This is a genomic window from Burkholderia sp. Bp8986, assembly GCF_003854225.1.
Lineage (GTDB): Bacteria > Pseudomonadota > Gammaproteobacteria > Burkholderiales > Burkholderiaceae > Burkholderia.
The window spans coordinates 283339-306383 of the sequence record NZ_QTQM01000003.1; the positions used below are offsets into that span (position 1 = coordinate 283339).

A 23045-nucleotide genomic window follows, 5' to 3' on the forward strand; every position below is an offset into this window, starting at 1 on the left:
GCGCGCCGACGGGCGCCCGATTCACCGGTCCGATGCATCCTGCTTTCCCGACAGGCTTGATTTGAGTCAAGCGTGAACGAGCCGGCGGCGGGATCCTGATCGCGAGCGCGATGTCTCCACGGTCGATTCATGGTCGCTTCACATGTCGTCGCGCTGATGCAATGGCACGCCGGCAGCCGCGCGTCCGAACCTTAAGAATGCGGTAAGGAGCCGGCCCGAACATGAACGCATCGCCCAGGAGAATCACGATGCGGATATCCCGTTGCGTTCGCACGCTGTGTCACCCGCGCCTTGCCGTATCGATGCTGTTCGCCGTCGTGGCTTGCGCCCATGCCGAAACGCCTGCCCGGCTGCTGGACGGCTATGCGGCGCAGGCCGGCACGAGCGCCGCGCCATCGCGGGGACAGCAGTTCTTCACGTCCCGGCATGGGCGCGACTGGAGTTGCGCGACTTGTCACGGAAGCACGCCGACCGGCCCGGGCCGGCACGTCGTCACCGGCAAGACCATCGAGCCGCTCGCGCCCGCGTTCAATCCCGCGCGGTTCACGGACGAGGCGCGGACCGAAAAATGGTTCCGCAGAAACTGCAAGGACGTCGTCGGGCGCGAATGCTCGGCAGCCGAGAAGGCGGATGTCCTGAGCTGGCTCATGAGCCTGAAACCCTGACGGCGAACGATCATGAACCACGTCGACTCGACCACTGTTCCGGGCAGGATCGCCCCGCTGCGACACGTGCGGGCAAGCCTGCTCGCGATGCTGATTACGTCGCTGCTGCCGCGCGCGGCACTGGCGGAAGACGAGATGCGGAGCGTCGCGACTCCGTTGCTGCCCAGGTACCAGCAGGAGTGCGCGACCTGCCATGTCGCCTATCCGCCCGGGGCGCTGCCCGCCGAGTCGTGGCGCCGCATCGTGAACGGTCTCGATCGCCACTTCGGCACCGATGCGACGCTGGACCCGGCGACCATCGCGCAACTGGAAACCTGGCTGACGGCACACGCGGCGACGGGTGCCGCGGCGCGCCGTCCGCCGGAAGACCGGATTACCCGGTCGGCATGGTTCGCCGCCACGCACGACGAGGTTCCCGCGTCCGTGTGGCGCAGCCCCGCCGTGAAGCGGCCGTCGAATTGCGCCGCATGTCATACGCAGGCAGACAAAGGAAATTTCGATGAACGATTCGTCCGCATCCCCGGCACACGATGAACCGGAGCGCTCGCGTCCCGCGCGGATACTGGTCTGGGACGCTCCGCTGCGCGTATTCCACTGGCTGACGGCCGTCGCCTTTGCCGGCGCGTGGCTGACCGCAGAGAGCGAGCGGTGGCGGCTGATGCACGTCGCGTTCGGTTACACGATGCTGGCGCTCGTCGCGTTTCGCGTCGTATGGGGCGTGGCCGGCACGCGTCATGCGCGGTTCTCGTCGTTCGTCCGTTCGCCGGCGGCCGTTTTCCGCTACGCGCTGAGCCTGGCGAAAGGCCGGCCGGAACACCATGTCGGCCACAATCCGGCCGGCGCGGTCGCGATCGTCGCCATGCTGGCGATGACGGTCGTCACCGGAGTCGCCGGCTGGGCGGCGTACACCGGCAGCGGCGCATCGTTCGGCGATCTTCATGAAGGCGCGGCGAACGCGATGCTCGCGCTCGTTGCGGTACACGTCGCTGCCGTACTCGTCAGCAGCGTCGTGCATCGGGAGAATCTGGCCCGGGCGATGGTGACGGGCTACAAGCGCGGTGCGCCGATCGACGGCATCCGGCGTGCCGGGTGGGGGATTGCCGTCGTCATGACGGCGGCGGTGCTCGGCTGGTGGTGGACGCAATGGCACGCGGCGCCGCAGCCCGTGCAAGCCGGCCGGCCCGTCGCGACGGACACCGGCCGCCCCGCCCACGGGGCGGGCCGGGACGACGATTGACGGCCGCAGGCGGAGTGCTCGATCGTGCGCATCCTGCTCGTGGAAGACGATGTCCTGCTCGGTGACGGGATCCGTGCCGGATTGCGCCAGCAAGGGTTCCGGGTCGACTGGGTACGCGACGGCGACGCGGCCCAGCGCGAACTGCGCGCGCATGCGCATGCCGCGGCGGTCCTCGATCTCGGGTTGCCGCTCGTGGACGGCATGGACGTCCTGCAGCGCATTCGTCGCGACGGCATAGCGTTGCCGATCCTGATCCTGACCGCGCGCGATGCCGTGCCCGACCGCATCAGGGCGCTCGACGGGGGCGCCGACGACTACGTGGTCAAGCCCGTCGACCTGTACGAACTCGGCGCGCGCCTGAGAGCGCTGGTCCGGCGTGCCCACGGCCGGCCGGCGGAGCGGCTCCAGGCGCGGGACGTCGAGCTGGAGCCCGCGTCGCGAACCGCCCGCCGCGCCGGCGTGGCCGTTGCGCTGTCCACACGCGAGTTCGACCTGCTGCACATCCTGATGCTGAATGCCGGCCGGGTCCTGTCGCGCGAGCAGATCGAGCAGTATCTGTACAGCTGGGGGCAGGAGGTGGAAAGCAACGCCGTCGAGGTGCACATCCATCGCCTGCGTGCGAAGCTCGGCAGCGAGCTGATCCGGACGGTTCGCGGCGTCGGTTACGTGCTCATGCGGGACGCTGCATGAAAGCCTTGTTGCCCGCGCGCTCGCTGCACGGCCGGCTGCTGACGCTCGTGCCGGCCGTGGTCCTGGCTGTCTGGCTGTCGACGCTGCTGCTGACCTGGCTCGATGCGCGGCGCGAGATCGACCGGCTGCTCGACGGCCACCTCGCGCAGGCGGCGGCACTGCTCGTCGCGCAACAGGCGCGCGGGCCGGATGACGACGACCATGCGATCGACGCGCCGATCCTTCATCCATACGGCCCCCGTGTCGCCTTTCAGGTGTTTCATGAAGGCCGGCTCGGCCTGCATTCCGAAAACGCGCCGTCGCGGCCGATGGTGGCGCCCGAGCTGACCGCGCGCGATCGGGCCTCCGGATTCTGGACCGTCGTGATCGACGGGAATGCATGGCGGGTATTCGTCGTGCACGGCGTGCGCGGCGACGTTCAGGTATTCGTGGGCGAACGAATCGAATCACGCAAGGCGATCCTGGGCGCCGTCATGCGCAGCGCATTCTGGCCGATGGCGGCTGCGTTGCCGTTGCTGGTGCTGGCCATCGGCTGGGCGGTTCGTCTCGGCACGGCACCGCTGCGCGATTTCGGGCGAACGCTGGCGAAGCGCAATCCGCAGGCGCTCGACACGATCCGGCTGGACCGGACGCCGCTCGAGATGCGGCCGATGCTGGATGCGCTGAACGGCCTGTTCGAGCGGATTCGTGCCGTGATGGACGCGGAGCGCCGATTCACCGCCGATGCCGCGCACGAGTTGCGCACGCCGATCGCGGCCATCAAGGCGCAGGCGCAGGTTGCATTGGCGGAGCGCCATGACGAGCGGCGCCAGCACGCGTTGCGGGGCGTGCTCGAAGGGTGCGACCGCGCGGCGCGTCTGGTCGACCAGCTCCTGCTGCTTTCCCGTCTCGACGCGGGCGCACTGGCGGAGCGCGCACCGGTCGATGTTTCGGTCCTGGCGAAAGCGGTGGTCGCGGAGGCCGCGCCACAGTCGATCGGGAAGCAGCAGAAGCTGGAGTTCGATGCGCCATCGCCATGTATCGTCGCCGGCAGCGAGGCCTTGCTTGCGGCGATGGTGCGCAATCTGGTCGACAACGCGATTCGCTACAGCCCGCCGCTGGCGCGCATCACCGTTTCCGTCGGCCAACGAGACCGGCGCACCGTGCTGCGGGTCGAGGACAGCGGCCCGGGCATCGGCGACGCCGATCTGCGCAGGCTGGGCGAACGGTTCTTTCGGCCGGCGGGAACCCGGCCGGGCGGGAGCGGCCTCGGCTGGTCGATCGTGCGGCGAATCGCAGCCGCGCATGAGGCCGACATCCAGGTGGATCGATCGCCCGCGTTCGGTGGACTGCGCGTGGCCGTTTCGTGGCCGCCTGCCGATGCAGCCGATGGATCCGGTGCGGCCGCGCGCTGATCGATCATGTACGCCGCCGGTCAGACGGCACGCGTTCGCCGGGCGGCCGGACGTTCCGGAAGCGGGCGATCGCGACCGGGATCGCGCGTTCGCCACCGGACACACCGAATCCGGACGTGATGACGCACGTCGATCCGCGCAAGCGGGAAAGCGTCGCTGAAGTCATGGCAGGCATTCGCGGCGGGCAGACAGGCCCGGGCAGCCGACGTGCCCGGCCTGGGCGCCGCATACGCGAACGTCAATCGGAGCTGCGCGGATGATGGCCGCGCCGGAACGTCAACCGACGTTCGTTGACGAGCGCGCGCCAGTCGAGCTTCATCAACACGAATACGAGGCCGAGCAACACCAGTTGCGTGACGACGAAGTATCCGCCGAGATAAGTGCCTTCGAGTTCGGATTCCAGGTCCAGCCGGGTCGACGCGAACCGGCCGAGATGCGCCCAGATCGCATAGGTGGTTGCGCGGCCGATGAAGAAGGCCGCCGCGATGATTCTGAGCGGCAACCCGGACAGTCCGTACGCGATGAACAGATAGTTCGACGGAAGCGGGCTCAATGCATAGAAGAAGAACGCGCCGGCGGTGAGCGTTCGGTGCTTTCGCAGCCAGCGCGTGGCGACGTCGATATTCTCGCGATCCGATTCGCGTATCCAGCGGGAGCGGACGAGCGATCGTGCGAAGGTCGCCAGGATCACGCGGCCGGTCGTGGCCGCGCCGGCCGCCACGACGGCAAAGATGAACGGATTGCCGTCCGGCAGGTTGAACCCGACCCACGACATCGCCATCCAGGTGGGCGGGGCGAATGCCGGCATGAGATTCAGCAGCAGAATCAGCAGAAAGAGTACCGCCAGCGTCAGCACGATATCGACTCCGGGCCATCCGGTTTCACGATTCAATTTTGCTGAGGAAAGTGGCTGACGGCTTGATTCACGTCAAGCCGCGCGCCGCGCCGGCATGTCGCGGGAGGCGCGTCGTGCTGACCCATGTCAACGGCCGAGCCGCGGCGTTTCCTAGACTGGTGCCACGCCGTCCACAACCGGAACCGGATGCGGCGAACGCCGCCATGCGCGGCGATCGGAACAATCGTCATGTCGCGAATCCGCTGGTCGATCGATCTCGTGTTGCTGGTTCTGGCGGCGGTCACGCTCGCCGCAGGAGGCGTGTGCGTTGCGTTCGGCCTGCCTTCGTTCGCGCGCGTCGTCTGGCTGCTCGGTGCACTGCCGGTCCTGCTCGCGTTGACGGTATCGCTTGCCAGGGCCGTGGCGAGACGGCAAGCCGGCATCGATGTGCTCGCATGGCTGGCGATCGGCCTGGCGATCGCGCTCGACGAGACGCTGACCGCCGCGGTCATTGCGTTGATGCTGGCCAGCGGGCGGACGCTGGAGCGGTATGCGCAAGACCGCGCGCAACGCGAGATGACCGCGCTGCTCGGCCGTGCCCCTCGGCAGGCAACCCGGTTCGAGAACGGTGAGTGGCGTTCCGTTGGCGTGGAAACGCTCGTTCCCGGTGACAGGCTGCTCGTGCGAAGCGGCGAATTCGTGCCGGTCGACGGCACCTTGACCGACGATGCGGAACTCGACGAATCCATGTTGACGGGCGAGTCGAGCACACAGCGGCGACGCTCCGGAGAAAGCGCCTGCAGCGGCGTGGTCAACGCCGGCGCGCCGTTCGAAATGGTGGCCCGCACGACGGCGGGTGACAGCACGTTTGCCGGTATCGTCCGCCTGGTCGCACGCGCGCAGCGCGAGCGCAGCCCGTCCGTGCGTCTCGCGGATCGCTATGCCGCGTTCTTCGTACTCGCTTCGCTGCTCGTCGCGGGCATCGCCTGGCTGCTGGCCGGGGATGTCGCACGCGCGCTCGCCGTGCTCGTCGTGGCCACGCCGTGTCCGTTGATCCTCGCCGTCCCGGTCGCCATCGTGTCCGGCATGTCGCGCTGTTCGAAACGCGGCATCCTGGTCAAGGGCGGGGGCGCGCTGGAACGACTCGCGCAAGCGACGATCCTGTTCTTCGACAAGACCGGGACGCTGACGGGAGGGCGCGCCCGCATCGTTGCGATCGAATGCGGCGCGGACGTCGGCACGGACGATGTGCTGCATTTCGCCGCGTCGTTGGCCCAGGCTTCGGGGCACGTCATTTCGGATGCGCTGACGGTCGCCGCGCGGGAGCGCCGGATCACGCTGTCGCCGCCGTCGGTCGTCGTGGAAATGGCGGGCGAGGGCGTGACGGGCCGGGTCGACGGCCGGACCGTCGCGATCGGCAAGTTCGGGTATGTCCGCGCCTGCTCGACGGCCGCCCCGTGGAGCGACGCGTTCCTGAAGCGGGTCGGCAACGAGGGCGGGACTGCCGTGTTCGTCGGTGTCGACGGTGTCATGATCGGCGCGATCCAGATGGCCGACCAGGTGCGGCTGGAAACGCCGCGGGCGCTGCGGCTGCTGAAACGCGAAGGCGTCGCGCGCCTCGTCATGCTGACCGGCGACCGGCGCGACATCGCCCAGGCCGTCGGCGAGTTGCTGGGCGTCACCGACGTGCGCGCCGAGCAGACGCCGACGGACAAGCTCGCCGCCATCCAGGCCGCGCGCAAGGAAGGCGTGACGATCATGGTCGGCGACGGCGTGAACGACGCGCCGGCGCTGGCGACGGCCGACGTCGGTATCGCGATGGGCGCGCGGGGCGCGGCCGCGTCATCCGAGGCGGCCGACGTGGTTCTGCTGGTGGATCGGCTCGATCGGCTCGTGGATGCGATGCGAATCGCCCGACGCTCGCGCCGGATCGCGCTCGAGAGCGTGGTGACCGGCATGTCGCTGTCGATCGTCGCGATGACGATTGCGGCGGCCGGATTCCTGCCGCCGATTGCCGGCGCGGTGATTCAGGAAGTCATCGACGTCGCCGTCATCGTCAATGCGTTGCGCGTGTTGCTGGTTCGCCCGAGGCCGACGGACGCCCGGCTCGCGGATGTCGACGTCGAGCAACTCAAGCGCGAGCACACGGCATTGTCACCGTTGCTGGACCAGATCAGGGATCTCGCGGATCGCCTGCCGCACCTGTCCGGGGCCGCCATCGCCGGCGAGCTCGTCCGCCTGATCGACTCGCTCGACGAACGGCTGCTGCCGCACGAACGCGCCGACGATCGGGACGTCTACGCGCGCCTCGCGCCGCTGCTCGGTGGCGAGGACCCGCTGGCGGCGATGAGCGGCGCGCACCGGGAGATCTTCAGGATGGTTCGATCGCTCCGGCAGATGGTCGCGGACCTGCCGGGCGACGGGACGAACGCCATGCAGGTGCAGGCGATACAACGCCTGCTGTACGGGCTGGAAGCGATCGTACGCCTGCATTGCGCTCAGGAGGAGGAACTGTTCCACGCCGTCGGAGCGGATGCGTGACGACGAAGCGCGTCATGCACGCGGCGCACTCACGAGCAGGACCGGCGTTTTCGTGATGCGCGCAACGCGTCCGGCCACGCTGCCGACCAGCCAGCGCGTGGCGCCGCGCCGCCCGTGGGTACCCATGACGATCAAGTCCGCATTCCATTCGATCGCGTCGTGCACGATCAGGTGAGGCACGTCTTCGCCCGTTCGATTCGTTTCGATCAGCTGCGACTGCGAGCGCCCGGCGGGGATGCCGTCGAGCAGGGCCATGGCTTTTTGCAGTGCGTGATTGCCTTCGCCAAGCAACGCCTTTTCCAGCGTCTCGACGGGGACGAAATCACCCAGCTGCGTGGCGCGATCGAGCACGTATATCGCCCGAAATTCGGTGTCGGGCCACGAGAATTTCAATCCCGTTCGCAATGCGTGAAGTGCAATCGGGCTTCCGTCGACGGCGAACAGCATCCGCCGCGGCAGGCGCTCGGCCACCGACCCGAAACCTTCCGGAACCATGAGCAGCGGGCAACCGACGAGCGTGCCGAGCGGGCCGGAAACCGTTCCTTCTATCCACGCGCGCAGGCCGTGATGCTGGCGTGCCCCGACGATCACGAGTTCGGCCTGCCAGGCTTGCGCACTGTCGGCCAGCGCATGCGCGATATCCCCGCCGTGCGTGGACAGGTCGACGACTTCCGTATCGACCGCGATGTCGTCGCGCGCCATTGCGCTTCGGGCGCGCGACAGCACGTCGGATGCGTCTCGCAGCAATTCGTCGCGGGCCGATTCGAGAAACGCCGTCGATCTCGCTCCGCGCGGGACGAGTGTGCGCGGACTATCCGCAACGCTGACGATGCGTACCGATGCATTCGGTGGAACGAACGCCCTGGCATACGCCAATGCCTGATCGGATGCGGTGGAACCGTCGATGGCGATCAGCACCCGCTGGAGCGCGGGCGCCGCCTGGAAGGTTGAAGTGCTGGCGCTCATGAATGTCTCCCGGTGGCAATCGGCGATCCTGCATACGCAATTTTTTGCACCTGTCGTCTCCGCGGGTTTGACTTTCGTCAAGCGCGTTTGTCTTCGTGGTCCCCAGGGCCGGATGCGGTCACGTCGACGTCTTCGATCAGTCGCGGCGGCGATGCGGTGCACGTTCGACGGCCGGCGATTCGTCTGGTTTATGGCGCCCCCGGAGCGTGCCGCGTGACGCAGTGCCGATTGCGATTCGCCGATCGTGGCGTCCCGGATCAATGCCCAGGAACCGGCATGCGCCCCATGCACCGGCCCCGCTTCGCGGAATGAACCGGTTAGGTAATTTGGTGCGCCGGCGCGCGCTGCGAGGGCAGCGGCTGGCGCCGGCGCCGGCCCACGCACCGAAATGGGGAATGCGGTGCGCCGGAATTTCCGTCGAGTGCCGGTACGGCAAGCGTTTCACGGCGGTGGCCCGGTTTTTGCTGGAGTACCCGCGGCCGCGCAACGGTTGCGCGCTGCCCGACGACATACCAGACAAGGAAGATTCACCGTGAGCCCGACGACTCGACCGTTCCCCCGACGCACCTGGCTGGCTGCGCTGATCGCAGCCCCCGTGATGGCGCTGTTCGCTGCCGCGCCGGCGCATGCCGACGCGCTCGACACCATCGCGAAAAACGGCGCGCTGCGCGTTGCGGTGCCCGAAGACTATCCGCCGTTCGGCTCGGTCGGCACGGACATGCAGCCGCAGGGCTACGACATCGACATGGCCGAACTCCTCGCCAAGTCGCTCGGCGTGAAGCTGAAGCTGGTGCCCGTAAACAGTGCGAACCGGATTCCGTACCTGACGACCAACAAGGTCGACATGGTGATCTCGTCGCTCGGCAGGACACCGGAGCGCGAGAAGGTCATCGACTTCTCGAGCGCGTACGCACCGTATTTCCAGGGTGTGTTCGGGCCGGCCGACGTGAAGGTGAGCGCGCCCGCCGACCTGAACGGCAAGACGGTCGGCGCCACCCGCGGCGCGCTCGAGGAGATCGCCCTGTCGCAGCTCGCGCCGAACGCGACGATCAAGCGCTTCGAGGACAACAACGCGACGATCCAGGCGTTCCTGTCGGGGCAGGTGCAACTGATCGCGGCCGGCAACATCGTCGCGGCGGCGATTCTCGCGAAGAATCCGCCGCGCCGGCCCGAGGTCAAGTTCGTGATCAAGAATTCGCCGTGCTTCGTCGGCGTCAACAAGAACGAACCGCGCCTGCTCGCGAAGATCGACGACACGATCGCCCATGCGAAGCAGGACGGCACGCTGGGCGCGATGTCGAAGAAGTGGCTCGGCCAGCCGTTGCCGGCCGGACTGTGACGAATCGCAGTGTCGCCTGATACATCGCCGCGGCCGGCATCGCCGGCGCGGCGGGTGTCGTTGTCCGAACCCGACTTTACTCAATCGTCATGAGCTACCAGCTTCAATTCGGCGAGCTCGCCGAATACGCCGGCGTGTTCGCGAGCGGCGCGGCGATCACGCTCGCGCTCACTGCGGTCGCGACCGTGCTCGGCGTGGCGCTCGGCGTGCTCGGCGCGGCCGCGTACAGCGCCGACGCGCGCGCGGCCGTGCGGCTGCGCCCGCTGATCGGCGCGTACGTCGAGGCGATCCGCAACACGCCGTTCGTCGTCCAGCTGTTCTTCATCTTCTTCGGCTTGCCCGCGCTCGGCGTGCACATCGACGAATACACGGCCGCGATCCTCGCGATGACGCTCAATCTCGGCGCGTATTCGGTCGAGATCGTGCGCGCGGGCGTCGCCGCCGTCCCGAAAGGGCATCTGGAGGCGGCGTCCGCGCTTGCGATGTCGCGCGCGCAGATGCTGCGCCACGTCGTGCTGCCGCAGGCGCTCGCCAAGGTGTTTCCGGCGCTGTCGAGCCAGATCGTGATCACGATGCTCGGCTCGGCGGTCGTGTCGCAGATCTCGGTGGCCGACTTGACCTATGCGGCCGGCTACATTCAGTCGCGCAACTTCCGTGCGTTCGAGACGTACATCGTCATCGCGCTCGCGTATCTGGCGATGGCGCTGCTGCTGCGTGCCACGCTGGGCTCGATGGGGCGCCGCCTGTTCTCCCGCCGTGTGCGAGGTGCGCGATGATCGACTTCACGTTCGGGCAGATTCTCGCGAACCTGCTGCTCGCGGCCCGCTGGACGATCGTGCTGTCGATCGTGTCGTTCCTGTCCGGCGGCCTCGTCGGCCTCGGGCTGCTCGTGATGCGCGTGTCGAGCTCGACGCTGCTGCGCGGCGTCGCGAAGCTGTACATCGAGATATTCCAGGGCACGCCGTTGCTGATGCAACTGTTCATCGTGTTCTTCGGCCTGCCGCTCGTCGGGCTCGACGTGCCGCCGTGGATCGCGGCCACCGCGGGGCTCACGTTCTTCACCAGCGCGTATCTCGCCGAAATCTGGCGCGGCTGCGTCGAGGCGGTGCCGAAAGGGCAGTGGGAGGCGTCGGCGAGCCTGGCCATGAGCTACGTCGAGCAGTTGCGTCACGTGATCCTGCCGCAGGCCGCGCGCATCGCGATCGCACCGACGGTCGGCTTCGGCGTGCAGGCCGTGAAGGATACGGCGCTGGTGTCGATCATCGGCTTCACCGAGCTGACGAAGGTCGGCATCGCGATCTCGAACGCGACGTTCCGGCCGTTCGTCGTGTACGGCCTCGTCGCGCTGATCTATTTCGCGCTCTGTTATCCGCTTACCCGTTATGCGCGCACGTTGCAAAGGAGATGGCATGCCGCTCGTTGAAACCCGTGGTCTCGAAAAGAACTTCGGCACCCATCATGTGCTCAAGGGCATCGATTTCTCCGTCGAGCGCGGGCAGGTCGTCTCGATCATCGGCCGCAGCGGCTCGGGCAAGAGCACGCTGCTGCGCACGCTCAACGGACTCGAGAGCATCGACGCGGGCACGATCTCGATCGACGGCGAACGCGTCGATGCGCGGCACGCGGACCTGCGTGCGCTGCGGCTGAAGGTCGGCATGGTGTTCCAGCAGTACAACCTGTTTCCGCACCTGAGCGCCGGGCAGAACGTGATGCTCGCGCAGTCGGTCGTGAAAAAGTCGCATCGCCAGCAGGCGCGCGCGATCGCGGAACTGATGCTCGAGCGCGTCGGCCTCGGCGACAAGTTCGACGCGTTTCCGGAACAACTGTCGGGCGGCCAGCAGCAACGCGTCGCGATCGCGCGTGCGCTCGCGATGAAGCCGAGCGTGCTGCTGTGCGACGAAATCACGTCCGCGCTCGATCCCGAGCTCGTCGGCGAGGTGCTGGGCGTCGTCGCGCAGCTTGCGCGCGAGGACATGACGTTGATCATGGTCACGCACGAGATGAACTTCGCGCGTGCGGTGAGCGACCGGATCGTGTTCATGCATCAGGGCAGGGTGTGGGAGAGCGGGACGGCCGAAGAGATTTTCGAGCGGCCGCAGACGGTGGAGCTGACGCGGTTTCTGGGCAGCGTCCGGAACACGGAAGCGGTTGCGCGCTGATTCGCGACGCCCGCGGGGTGCTGACACAGTCGCCCCGATCGTCGACAATCCGGCTCGTGCGCCGCGCCTGCGTGTGCCAAGCCAGCCGAGAGAGTCTTCCATGTCCGTAATATCCGTCAGGTCTGCCCACCTCGACGATGCGCAGGCGATCGCCGATTTTCACGTCAAGGTCTGGCGGCATACCTATCGCGATCTCGCGCCGGCGCAGGCGCACGCCGTCCTCGACGAGCGCCATCGCGGCAGGACATGGCGGGAAAAGCTGGCGTCGAACGAGCGCGACCAATTGGTGCTCGTGGCGGAAACCGACGGCACGATCGTCGGCATCGGCGCGGCCGGCGCGCCGTCGGAGCCGATCTTCGGCGGCCGTGGCGAGATCAAGTTCCGTCGATCCCGGGTTCAAGCGTCGCGGCATCGGCCGCACGCTGCTCGCCCGGCTCGCAACGCATCTGCAAACGATGCGGTACCGGGGCGCGGCGTTGAGCGTCGTCAAGGGAAACGACGCCGCGATCGCCTTTTACGCGTCGTTGAACGGCCGGCTGGCCGGCGAGTACGTCGATGCGGGGCCGATCTGGCGATCGCGGAACATCGTGATGGTGTGGGACGATTTCGCGAGTCTCGTTTCCTGACTTCCCGCCTCGTCGCAAACACGTGCGCGCATCACGCGACGCGCGCGCGCAGCCACGCCGTGAACGCGGTCACGAGCGGCGCCTCGGTCATCTCGTGACGCGCGACGAGATAGTACGCATGGCGTGACGGCACGGTTTCGCATGAAGCCATGCGGCGGGTTTCGCAGGCGGCCGGTGGGGGCTTCATTCACGACGGTTCGCAGACGAAGCGGCCGCACACGCCGGACGGGCGGCGATTCACCTACCACGCCGAAATTCTGCGCATAACGCATCGTTTCCGGAAGCGTTCCTTGTCGATTTCGCACTAATTCACGCGCCGCTCAGGTCGTTATCGAGGCATCGGTCTCGCACGTGCCGCCTTCGATCGGCTTGACACGCATGCGTCGCATGCAACGGCTTCGTGCTCAACGCTTCCCTCATCATGATCAGGAATTTCAGCATTCGCGCCCGGCTGGCGCTGGCGATGGGTTTTCTCGGCGTACTGCTCGTCATCGGCGGCATCATCGGTGTGATTGGCGTGGCGATCAGCAACGACGACGTGAGGACGCTTTATTCCGAACGGCTCGCATCATCGGAGGCGCTGGGGCAAGCGAATGTCGCGCTGTCGAGAACCCGTCTATGGCTGTATCGCATCGCGCTCGATCCGGACGGCCCCGACGTGCCGCAGGAAACCGCGTCGTCCCGTGAACTGCTCGCCGCGTCGAAAAAGGCGTGGGACGCGTATCGCGCGCTGCGGCTCTCCGGCCCGGAAGAAGCACGCCTCGCGGCCGACGCGAACACGAAGTTCAACGCGCTCGTCGAGAACGGCCTCGAACCGATGTTCAGCGCCATTGCCGCGCACGATCCCGCGAAAATCCCCGACGTCTGGCGGCACATTCCGCCGTCGCTGTTCATCGACGTCTCCGACGCGATGGACGCGCTCGGCCGGATCCAGATGACGGCCTCGCGCGTGACGTTCGATGCCGCGCAGGCGCGTTTCCACTGGTTCGTCGGGATCGCGATCGCCGGCATTCTGGTCACGCTCGGCGCAGCCGTACTCACGTGGTGGTCGCTTCAGCGCGCGATCGGTGCGCCGCTCGCGCACGCACTCGATCATTTCAGCTCGATTGCCGGCGGCGACCTGACGACGCGGATCGACGTCCATTCGACCGACGAGATGGGGCAACTGATGACCGGCCTGCAGGCGATGCAACACAAGCTGCTGCAGACGATTCGCGTGGTGCAGGATGGCGCGCACTCGATCGAGACGGCCGCGCGCGAGATCACGGCCGGCAACATGGACCTGTCGCAACGGACCGAAGAGCAGGCCGCGTCGCTGGAAGAAACGGCCGCCTCGATGGAACAACTGACTTCGACGGTTCGCCAGAATGCCGAGAACGCGAAGCAGGCGAATCAGGTGGTGCAAGGCGCGGCGCAGCTGACCGAAGAGGGCAATCAGGCGGCGCAGGAAGTCGTGAACACGATGCGCGGCCTGTCGGAAGCGTCTGGCAAGATCGCCGAAATCATCTCCGTCATCGAAGGCATTGCATTCCAGACCAACATCCTGTCGCTGAATGCGGCGGTCGAAGCAGCGCGGGCTGGCGAGCAGGGGCGCGGATTCGCGGTCGTCGCAGGCGAAGTGCGCTCGCTCGCCCAGCGCAGCGCCACGGCGTCGCGGGAGATCAAGGAACTCATTACGGATTCGCTGAGACGCGTCGAGACCGGTGCGCGACAGGTCGATCGCGCGACCGGGACGATGTCGGAGATCCTGACGTCGGTGCAACGGGTGCAGGTGCTGATGGGCGAGATTGCCGCCGCGTCCGACGAGCAGTCCAGGGGCATCGAACAGGTGAATCAGGCGGTGACACAAATGGATCAGGTCACTCAGCAGAACGCGGCGCTGGTTCAGCAGGCGTCGGCGGCCGCGCTGTCGCTGAGGGAGCAGGCGGGGCAGCTGGAGGCGACTGTCTCGGTGTTTCGGATCGGTTCCTCGCACGCCGATTCGTGAACCCGGGCGGCCGAATCGATCTGCATGACCGGCACGCGGCGGCCGGCCGTTCTCGAACCGAGATCCGCCTACTTCAAGTCCCGCGCCACACGAAACCCGTTTGCCGAATAACGTACGCTGCTGTCGTACTTGAAGCGTGTCGAAACGGGCATGTAGCCTGCACCATCCCGCCACGAGCCGCCGCGGATGACGCGGACCTGGCAATTCGGCTCGTCCCATGAGCGGCCGTCGGCAGGCGCATTCCTGTACGAGTTGTGCCAGCAGTCGCTGACCCATTCCCATACGCTGCCGCCCATGTCGTAGAAGCCGAGCGGATTGGCCGCGAACGAGCCGACGTTGTCCGGTGCGTCGGCATGCCAAGGCTGACCGCAGTCCTTGCAGTTGGCGTTGCCCGGGCGCATCTCGTTGCCCCACCAGTAGCGCGTCGCGGTGCCGCCACGGGCCGCGAATTCCCATTCGGCCTCGGTCGGCAGCCGGTAAGACTTGCCGCTGATTTTCGACAGCCACTTGACGTACAGTTGCGCATCGTCCCAACTCAGGTCGCGCACCGGCGCGTTCGCCGCCGTGTTGCTGTCGTTGGGCAGGCGCGGGCAGGCGCCTGCATCGCGGCACGCGTTCCACTGCGCAACGGTCACGCCGTACTTCGCCAGCGCAAAGGCGTGATCGAGCGTCACGCGATGCGCAGGTTTTTCCGACGGATCGCCCGAATTGCTGCCCATCGTGAAAGCCCCCGGACTGACCGCCAGCATGGCGGGGCAGGCAGGGCAATCGTGGATTTCATTGGCGGTCGTCGCGCCGCCTTTCTGCGGCGGTGCCGGCGGGGCCGCCGCGGCAGCGGGCGGCGGCGCTTTCGGCGTCGAGCCGGACGTGTGCGCGGGCTGCGCCGGCGCCGGAGCCGGAGCCGGAGCCGGAGCCGAAACGGCGGCGGGGGCCGGCGCGGCGCTCGCCGTCTGCGCGGGCGCGGACGCCGCTGGCGCCTTGGGCGCGGCCGCGCGCAGTCGCGCGAGACGAGCCTGCGCCAACTGCGCGAAGCGGCCGTTCGGGTAGGTCTTCAGATAGGCTTCGTAGTCGCCCGCCTCCTTGCTGTCCTTGATCGACTCCCAGAAGGTGATTTCGTACTGTTCGGCGCTGTCTTTCGGCATCACGCCGCGGCTATCGAGCGCCACGACGCCGACGTCCGCCAGCACGTCGGATCGTTGCGCCGTGCCGACGCCGGCATGCGCGTCGCCGGTTCCAGCGCGACGCGCCCCGGTGAACGCCAACGTCGCTGCCGCACCGGACAGGGACGACGCCATCCACGGCGTCTGCCGATGCCCGGTGGCGCGTTCGACCATCGCGCCGGCACGGTCGAAGACCTGTGCGATCCCGAGCCCCGGCACCGCGAGCGTCTGCAGCAGCGCTGCCGTGTAGACGCCGTGCGCCGTACCGTCGGCCGCACCTGCGCCCGGCGCTGCCGCGTATGCGACGAGCGTATGCGGCGGCGGCTCGGGGGCCGCCACGTGGCCGGCACCGGGAGGCGCGATCAGACAGGAATCCAGAATGATCAGATCAATCCGGTCGCCGCGCGGCCGCGACGTCGCATCGAACACGGTTTGCAGGTCGATACCCGTTCGCGACAGGCTGGCCGGCGCGCCGACGTCGGCATCGACCGGCGCGAGCCATGTCGCTCCGCCGACGCTGGCGCCGTGGCCCGCGAAATAGACCAGCCCGGTGCCGCCGGCCGCGCCGTGGCGTTCGAACGCGGCAAGCCCGTCGAGCATCTGCTGCCGGGTTGCGTTGCGCAACGTGATGACGTCGAAGCCGAGCGCGCGCAGCGCGTCGCTCATTGCATCGGCGTCATGGACGGGATTGGCGAGCGGATGATCGCGATAGGCGCCGTTGCCGATCACGAGCGCGACGCGCCGCGGTTCGGCTGACGGGGCGCGCGCGGACGCCGACGGCGGTGCGGGAAAAACATGCATGTCCTCGCCGGAGCACGTGCTCGATGCCACCGAGATCGACGCAAGCAGGCATGCGGGCAGGAGTATTCGCCACATGTTGAGCCCCCCAGGGTGCGCCGTCGGACCCGATGCCGAAGGCGGAGCGCAGCCATTGCCGGGTGTTCGGTCGCGGCGAGCGCAATGCCGGCTTGCGGCAGGCACGGGCGCGGCCGGGACACATTCAAGATAGCACGTGCGCCTGGCGGCGATCACCGGATCCACCCGCGGGTCTTGCAAAAAACGGACATACGGATCCGCGCATCGCGGCCGGCCCGTTACCCTGGAACATCGTTATGTGCCTTCCTGTCGATTACGTCCTAAGCTGTTAGACACGCTCCACTGTCCGACGCCGCGCGCCGCCATCCACGCGAGGAGCAACACGATGCGAAGAAGGGCTACCTTGTTGGCTTTGGCCGCCACCGTCCTGGCGCCGAGGATCGCGTTCGCCGCCGGGCGTACGACTTCGCCGCCCGGCGCCGAGGCCTACATCATCTGGCCGTCCGACGGCGCAACGATCACGGGCGGCAAGTTCTGGGTGCGCATGGGCCTGCGCAACATGGGCATCTGCCCGAAAGGCATCGAGCGGCCCAACGTGGGCCACCATCATCTGCTCATCGATACCGATCTGCCGCCGCTGGACCAGCCGATACCGTCGGACCGGAATCACCTCCATTACGGTGCCGGTCAAACCGAGGCGCGCATCGAGCTGCCACCCGGCAAGCACACGCTGCAGCTGCTGATGGGCGACCACGACCACGTGCCGCACGATCCGCCGGTGTACTCGAAGAAGATCACGATCACGGTCAAGTAGCGCGCCATGCCGCGCCTGCCGCCCGAACCGGGAATTGCCGCCATGAACAAGCTCATCCTCTTCGCCGTTGCCGTGACGCTGCTATGGACGGGGGCGGCGACCGCAGAGACCGGCACGCATCCCCCGAAGGCCGTCGTCTACATCGGCTGGCCCAACGATGGCCAGGTGATGCCGGCCGGACGTCCGTTCCGCGTGTGGTTCGGCTTGCGCGACATGGGTGTCGCGCCGTCGCACGTGCAGTTTCCGAACACGGGCCACCATCACCTGCTGGTCGATACGGACCTGCCGCCGATGGACCAGCCGATTCCGTCCGACCGCAATCACCTGCATTTCGGCGCGGGCGAGACCGAGACAACGCTGGAGCTTCCGCCGGGCAAGCACACGCTGCAGCTCCTGATGGGCGACGCCAACCACGTGCCGCACAATCCCCCCGTCTACTCGAAGAAAATCACGATCTACGTGAAGTGACGTCGCGCACGCCGATCGGCGATCGCCGACGTACGCGCGCTCGCGCTCACGCGAGCAGGTGAGCGGGCGGGCGCCGGACGGCGGTGCGGCCGCCGATGCGCCAAGTGTCGGCGCACACCCGACATCCCGAGCCCGAACTGTCTGCGACGCCCCATCACGCACCGTTGATCCGGGTGCCGCGCACACGTCGCTCCAATTCCCGTCTTCGTGACCCGGACCCGCGCCGGCAAGCCTGCCGGCACGATTGCCGCCGCCCTCGCGAGCGGCTGGCACGCCCCATGCGAGATGAGACGCGAGCGTGCCACGCTGCAGCATCGACACCAACACTTCCGCCGATCCCGCATCGTCGCCGCGTTCCGCCCAAGGAGTCGATCGTGAACACCTGCCTGTCGCCGACTGCCACGCGCAACTGCCGCGGCCTCATGCGTTCGCTGGCCCGCATCGCCGGTTCCGCCGGCGCATGCGCGGCGTTGCTGTCCGGCTGCATGGACCTGAACGTGCCCGTCTACCAGCGCCCCGAGATGCCGGCAAAGACCACCTGGGCGCATGCGCACGGGCCGGTATCCGCGTCGGACGCGGTCAACGCCGAGTGGTGGAAGAGCTTCGACGATCCGACGCTCGACGCGCTCATCGACAAGGCCATCGCGGGCAACGTCGATATCAAGGTGCTGGCGGCGCGCATCGGCGTGGCCGGTGCGCAGGTCGGCGAAGTCCAGGCGGGCGCGCTGCCGAGCGCCGATCTCGGCGCGGGCGTGGACTTCGAGAAGAACACGCATCAGACGCTGTCGAAGTCCTACAACCTCGGCAGCCAGGTGAACTGGGAGATCGACATCTGGGGCAAGGTCGAGAAAGGCGTGCAGGCGCAGAAGGCCGAATACCGCGCGACCGAAGCCGACTGGCGCGCCGGCTACCTGACGCTCGTCGCCGACGTGTCGAGTACGTATTTCCGGATCCTCCAGTTCGACGACCAGATCGAGCAGGAACAGCGCACGCTCGACAAGAACCGGAAGATCCTCGCGATCTACCAGTCGATGCTGGCGAACGGCATCGCGCCGCAGACCGAAGTGCTGCGGCAGAGCGCGGAGATCAACGGGCTGGCGAACGAACTGATCGAACTGCACCGCTCGCGCGACACGGCCGAGAACGCGCTCGCGACGCTGCTCGGCGTGCCGGCCGGCGAATTCAGGATGCCTGCCGGCCATCTCCGGCAGCGCGTCAAGCTGCCGGACGTGCCGATGGGGCTGCCCGCGCAACTGCTGGCGCGCCGGCCGGATGTCGTCGCCGCGCAGTATCGCGTGCTCGAATCGTATGACGAAGTGGGCGCGGCGAAGCTGGCGCAGCTGCCGTCGATCAGCCTGACCGGGCGTGGCGGCACCGCGGCGTTCGCGCTGTCGGATCTCTTCAAGGCCTTCACGTTCAGCTTCCTGCCGAGCATCAACCTGCCGATGTTCGACCCGGGCGTGCGCGCGCACATCAAGACGACCGAGGCGCAGACCAAGGTCGCCGAGCAGCAGTACCGGCAGACCGTGTTTACCGCGTTCAAGGAGGTGGAAAATGCACTCGTCGATCTCGACGCGCACAAGCAGCAGCGCATACAGCTTCAGCAGCAGAGCGCGCGTCTGCGCACCGTCGCAGCGCAGGTCGAGGCGCAGCTCAAGGAAGGGCTCGTCTCGCAACTCGAGGTGCTCGAATCGGAGCGTTCGGTGGCATCCGCGGAACTCGCGCTGCTCGCCAATCATCAGCAGATTCTGAGCGACACGGTCACGCTCTACAAGGCGATCGGCGGCGGCTGGCGCGCGGTCGAAATCTCGAATGCAGGCAGCGAGCCGGCCGGCCACGCGCTGCAATGAACACGCCAGCCCTGCGCAGCCGCGCGATCGGCGCCAGCCGATTGACTACCGCCATCCGTCGCCTAAACTTTTTTCACGATCGTGCCGCCACGTGCGTTGGCGGTGCGGCTTCACTCAGGTGGTTCGCAAGCGCGTCGCGTTGCCTGCGCCGCGTCTCCATTGGCGGGCGCATGTCGATCGTTGGCCGAATCATGGTTCCAGACGCCGCTTCGATTGCCGAGAAACACGCCGCGCTCGACCGGCAGTTCGACATCGTGCTCAAGCCGGTTTCGCATCCGGAGCTGAGCGAGATCCGGATCGACCACGCGCTGTTCGCCGTCGGGCGGACCAACACGCCGTTCGCGTCCGCCAGGCCCGAACTGGTGGCCGACCTGTCGCGCCGCCATGCGCGCATCTTCTTCGAAGGCAGCGCGGCCTACGTCGCCGATCTCGGCAGCAAGAACGGTACGGCGGTCAACGGCGTCGAGGTCGGCGACAAGCCGCACCTGCTGCGCGACGGCGACGAACTGCGCTTCGCCGGCGCGCTCGCGTACCGCGCCGCGTTCGTGCCGCGCGCGACGCATCGGGCGGCGCGGCCGGCCGTCGTCACGCTGGCGCCGGAGCGCGGCGATCTCGGCCTGCAACCGGTCATCATTACCGCCTTCCCGTTCCTCGTGAGCAAGACCGACGACACGTTCGCCTGCTACCGGAACGCGTATCCGCATCAGGTCAACTATCTGTCGCGGCGTCATGCGCACATCTACGTGCAGGACGGCGAGGTCTTCGTGGAAGACCTCGGCAGCACGAACGGCACGTTCGTCGACGGCCGGCGCCTCGACGAGCATGCGGTGCCGCTCGGCGACGGCGCGCTGCTCGCGTTCGGCGGCGATCATTTCGTCTATCGCGTCGGGGTGCAGCGCGAGCCGGCGCCGGACTCCACCGTGACGGCCGCATCGTCGCCCGGCGCCGCCGCGCATGCGGCCGTCGCGGACCCCGACCGGACCACCTTCGTCGATACCGCGCATTCGTTCCTCGACATCTTCTGCACGGTGCCGGCCGTTCAGCCGGACGACGAGGTCAACCCGCACGCCGCGCATGGCGCCGCCGAAACCGCGCATGACGCGCGCCGCCGGCGCGGCAGGATCGAAGTCTTCCTGTCGGAGCTGAGCGAGGCGTTCGGCGGCAGCGGGCACGTCAACCTGCGCCGGCTCGGCGGGTGGAGCGGCGCACTGCTCGCGGCGGTCGGCCTGCTGGTCGCGACGCTGTATTTCCAGGACGCGTCGCTGCGCGAGATGCACGCGCTGCTGGCGCGCGGCGACGCCGCACAGGCGGCGCAACTCGCCGACCGCCATCTGGCCAGCCATCCCGACGACCCGGCGTTCGTCGCGCTGGGCACCGAGGCGCTCGTCCGGTCGAAAGTGCCGGACTGGATCGCCGCGATAAACGCGCGCGCCTTCGACCGCGCCCGTGCCGTCGTGCAGGACATGCGCACGCTGGCGCGCCACAACGCCGACGCGCGCCCGCTCGTCGACGAAGTCGCGTGGATCGGCGAGCTGCAGGCGTTCGTCGCCGGGCGCGGCGGGGCGGAAGCGCCGATCCGCATCTATCGCGACGAAGCGCCGATCAAGGCGCTGACCGGCCGCTGGAACGACGACCCGGGTGCGCATCAGCGGCTGCTCGACCGGATTTCGTCATACGTTCCCGCGTTCGGCGTGCTGTATGCCGACGCGCTCAGTCAGCTGCGCCGGCTGCAAAGCGACAACTCCGTCTACGTGGCCGCGCTCGAGCGGCTGCAGCGCGCGATCGCGTCGGCGCTCGACGACGACCGCCTCGACGGTCTCCCGGCGCTGCTCGCCGACGACGAGCAGCGCTATCCGCGCCTCGGCGGTCTCGACGCGGTGCGGGCCGACCTGCAGCAGTACCTGCAGTTCGAGAGCGACGCGCGGGCCGGCCACGGGCCGGCCGTACTGGATCGCCTCAGGCAGTTCCGCTTCGCGACGCCGCAATTCGCCGCCCATGTCGCGACGCTGGAGCGGCTCGCTTCGTCGGGAGGGCGCAGTGAAGCTCGATAGTCTGCTCAAGCGCGCGCGCCAGGCGCCGCCGCCGGAGCCGCCACGCTCGCTGGGCGAGGCGCTGGAGGATCACAGCGTCGAAGGGATCGCGATCCTGACGGCGCGGCCGTGGCGGCTCACGCAGGCGACCATCATCGCGATGGTCGGGCTCGTCGTGTGCGCGCTGCTGTGGTCGTTCGTCGGCCGCGCCGACGTCATCGTGACTGCGCCGGGCGCGCTCGCGCCGGAGTCCGAGGTGCGCCGCATCTACGCGCCCGTCGACGGCGAGCTGGTGGACATCTACATCGCCGAAGGCCAGCCGGTCGAAAAGAACGACGTGATCGGCCGGATCAACGCGCGCGGCGCGATCGAGGCGGCGACCAACGCGCTCGATGCGCGCCTCAAGCTCGACGACGCGGAGCGCGAATGGAAGCAGTTTCCGGACAAGAAGCAGCTGATGGAGCGCAAGGCCGACGCACTGAAGCAACAGATCGAGGTCGAGGAGCACCTGCACCAGAACCGCATTGCCGAAGGCACCAGCAAGCTCGCGCAGTCGCAGCACGCGCAGATCGACGAAGCGCGCAGCAATATCGACAACGCCCGCCACGCACTCGATCTCGCGAAGGACGAACAGGACAAGTACGCGCGCCTGTTCGCGCTGCCGGGCGGCGGTGGCGTGTCGCAGAGCCAGGTGGAACAGAAGCGCAGCGCCTACCTGCAGGCCCAGGACAGCTACCGCGTCGCGCAGGCGCGGCTCACGCAGCTCGAGGCGCAGCAGAGCCACGAGTTCGCGCAGGCGAAGGCGCAACTCGAAGGCAGCGGCGAGACGCTCGCCGGGCTGCGCATCCAGTACGACGCGACCGTGCGCGACATCGCGAACACCGAAGAGAAGCTGCGTCTGCAGGTGCAGACGGCGCGCCTCGCCGCGGATGCCGCCGCGCGGATCCGCTTCGAGAACATCGACAAGGACAATTTCCTGCTCGTGCTGGCGCCTGTATCCGGCGTGATCACCGATGTGACCACGACGCAGCCCGGCGACAAGATCCTCGCCAACACGCCGCTCGGCAGCATCGCGCCGTCGGATGCGCGGCCGGTGGTGAAGGTCGCGATCGCGGAGCAGGACCGCGCGTTCCTTCACGAGGGCCTGCCCGTGAAGCTCAAGTTCAATGCGTTTCCGTATCAGCGCTACGGCGTGATCGACGGCACGCTCGAATACATTTCGCCGGCGACGAAGCCGCAGGCGCAGACGAAGGAACCCGTCTACGAGGGCCGGGTGGCGCTCGTGCGCAACGCGTACACGATTGCCGGCACGACCTACCCGCTGCGCTACGGCATGACGGCCACGGCGGAAATCGTGGTGCGCGAGCGCCGCCTGATCGGGTTCGCGCTGGACCCGTTCAGGCAGATCGCGGGCTGACGGGCGCCGCCACGGCGTAGTGGGACGCAGGCAAGCGGTGAGGCGAGGCAC

Annotated in this window: 20 protein-coding genes and 1 pseudogene; 17 read left to right on the plus strand and 4 right to left on the minus strand. The window is 68.0% G+C overall.

The features are described from left to right. Positions 1-302 precede the first annotated feature (302 nt). The 5 genes from DID99_RS05220 to DID99_RS05240 are packed head-to-tail and all read left to right on the plus strand — an operon-like array spanning position 303 to position 3986. A complete protein-coding gene (locus DID99_RS05220; RefSeq protein WP_260426165.1) occupies positions 303-665 on the plus strand; it encodes a DUF1924 domain-containing protein in 363 nt (120 codons plus the stop codon). Between the two features lie 12 nt (positions 666-677). Further along, positions 678-1199 (plus strand): diheme cytochrome c, encoded by a 522-nt coding sequence (locus DID99_RS05225; RefSeq protein WP_124666232.1) that lies wholly within the window; start codon positions 678-680, stop codon positions 1197-1199. After that, the gene (locus tag DID99_RS05230) at positions 1165-1902 is read left to right on the plus strand and encodes a cytochrome b/b6 domain-containing protein (RefSeq protein ID WP_124666233.1); all 738 of its coding nucleotides are present in this window, start codon (positions 1165-1167) and stop codon (positions 1900-1902) included. Before DID99_RS05225 ends, DID99_RS05230 begins: the two co-directional genes overlap by 35 nt. Positions 1903-1926: 24 nt before the next feature. Further along, positions 1927-2592: a response regulator gene (locus DID99_RS05235; RefSeq protein WP_124485905.1), complete on the plus strand. Its 666-nt coding sequence runs from the start codon at positions 1927-1929 to the stop codon at positions 2590-2592. After that, the gene (locus tag DID99_RS05240; RefSeq protein ID WP_124666234.1) at positions 2589-3986 is read left to right on the plus strand and encodes an ATP-binding protein; all 1398 of its coding nucleotides are present in this window, start codon (positions 2589-2591) and stop codon (positions 3984-3986) included. The genes DID99_RS05235 and DID99_RS05240 overlap by 4 nt, the downstream gene beginning before the upstream one ends. A 238-nt stretch (positions 3987-4224) precedes the next feature. Here DID99_RS05240 and DID99_RS05245 read toward each other — a convergent pair whose 3' ends face one another. Then, positions 4225-4842, minus strand: coding sequence for a VTT domain-containing protein (locus DID99_RS05245; protein ID WP_124485907.1), 618 nt, complete (start codon positions 4840-4842; stop codon positions 4225-4227). A gap of 228 nt (positions 4843-5070) precedes the next feature. Between DID99_RS05245 and DID99_RS05255 the strand changes: the two genes are divergently transcribed. Beyond that, entirely contained in the window at positions 5071-7362 is a 2292-nt protein-coding gene (locus tag DID99_RS05255; protein ID WP_124666236.1) for a heavy metal translocating P-type ATPase, read from the plus strand. Positions 7363-7374: 12 nt separating this feature from the next. On the opposite strand, the gene DID99_RS05260 is transcribed toward DID99_RS05255, so the two are convergent. Beyond that, entirely contained in the window at positions 7375-8328 is a 954-nt protein-coding gene (locus DID99_RS05260; protein ID WP_124666237.1) for a universal stress protein, read from the minus strand. A 532-nt stretch (positions 8329-8860) separates the two neighbouring features. Here DID99_RS05260 and DID99_RS05265 point away from each other — a divergent pair. From DID99_RS05265 to DID99_RS05295, 6 genes are all read left to right on the plus strand, one after another. Next, positions 8861-9667, plus strand: coding sequence for a transporter substrate-binding domain-containing protein (locus tag DID99_RS05265; protein WP_044846546.1), 807 nt, complete (start codon positions 8861-8863; stop codon positions 9665-9667). 89 nt (positions 9668-9756) lie between these two features. Next, entirely contained in the window at positions 9757-10443 is a 687-nt protein-coding gene (locus DID99_RS05270) for an amino acid ABC transporter permease (RefSeq protein ID WP_124528522.1), read from the plus strand. Beyond that, a complete protein-coding gene (locus tag DID99_RS05275) occupies positions 10440-11090 on the plus strand; it encodes an amino acid ABC transporter permease (RefSeq protein ID WP_124519822.1) in 651 nt (216 codons plus the stop codon). The genes DID99_RS05270 and DID99_RS05275 overlap by 4 nt, the downstream gene beginning before the upstream one ends. Then, positions 11077-11826 carry an amino acid ABC transporter ATP-binding protein gene (locus DID99_RS05280; protein WP_044846549.1) on the plus strand — a complete coding sequence of 250 codons (750 nt, stop codon included), beginning with the start codon at positions 11077-11079 and terminating at the stop codon, positions 11824-11826. The genes DID99_RS05275 and DID99_RS05280 overlap by 14 nt, the downstream gene beginning before the upstream one ends. Before the next feature lie 137 nt (positions 11827-11963). Continuing rightward, positions 11964-12452, plus strand: a complete 489-nt coding sequence (locus DID99_RS05285; protein WP_260444547.1) for a GNAT family N-acetyltransferase — start codon at positions 11964-11966, stop codon at positions 12450-12452. Between the two features lie 421 nt (positions 12453-12873). Beyond that, complete coding sequence (locus DID99_RS05295) at positions 12874-14439, plus strand: methyl-accepting chemotaxis protein (RefSeq protein ID WP_124666238.1); 1566 nt, start codon at positions 12874-12876, stop codon at positions 14437-14439. 68 nt (positions 14440-14507) lie between these two features. Here DID99_RS05295 and DID99_RS38435 read toward each other — a convergent pair whose 3' ends face one another. Together DID99_RS38435 and DID99_RS38440 are read right to left on the minus strand one after the other, a co-directional pair. Further along, positions 14508-15773, minus strand: a complete 1266-nt coding sequence (locus DID99_RS38435) for a formylglycine-generating enzyme family protein (protein WP_409362692.1) — start codon at positions 15771-15773, stop codon at positions 14508-14510. Positions 15774-15776: 3 nt separating this feature from the next. Next, a pseudogene (locus DID99_RS38440) lies at positions 15777-16475 on the minus strand (caspase domain-containing protein); the annotation flags it as partial. A gap of 325 nt (positions 16476-16800) precedes the next feature. On the opposite strand from DID99_RS38440, the gene DID99_RS05305 reads away from it, so the two are divergent. The 5 genes from DID99_RS05305 to DID99_RS05325 all read left to right on the plus strand — a co-directional run bounded on the left by DID99_RS05305 (position 16801) and on the right by DID99_RS05325 (position 22994). Further along, complete coding sequence (locus tag DID99_RS05305) at positions 16801-17229, plus strand: DUF4399 domain-containing protein (RefSeq protein ID WP_124485919.1); 429 nt, start codon at positions 16801-16803, stop codon at positions 17227-17229. 42 nt (positions 17230-17271) lie between these two features. Beyond that, positions 17272-17697: a DUF4399 domain-containing protein gene (locus DID99_RS05310; protein ID WP_124485920.1), complete on the plus strand. Its 426-nt coding sequence runs from the start codon at positions 17272-17274 to the stop codon at positions 17695-17697. Positions 17698-18119: 422 nt separating this feature from the next. Continuing rightward, entirely contained in the window at positions 18120-19547 is a 1428-nt protein-coding gene (locus DID99_RS05315; RefSeq protein WP_124570437.1) for an efflux transporter outer membrane subunit, read from the plus strand. Positions 19548-19738: 191 nt separating this feature from the next. After that, positions 19739-21598: an FHA domain-containing protein gene (locus DID99_RS05320; protein ID WP_124666239.1), complete on the plus strand. Its 1860-nt coding sequence runs from the start codon at positions 19739-19741 to the stop codon at positions 21596-21598. Continuing rightward, the gene (locus tag DID99_RS05325) at positions 21585-22994 is read left to right on the plus strand and encodes an HlyD family secretion protein (protein ID WP_082088613.1); all 1410 of its coding nucleotides are present in this window, start codon (positions 21585-21587) and stop codon (positions 22992-22994) included. The genes DID99_RS05320 and DID99_RS05325 overlap by 14 nt, the downstream gene beginning before the upstream one ends. Positions 22995-23045 lie beyond the last annotated feature (51 nt).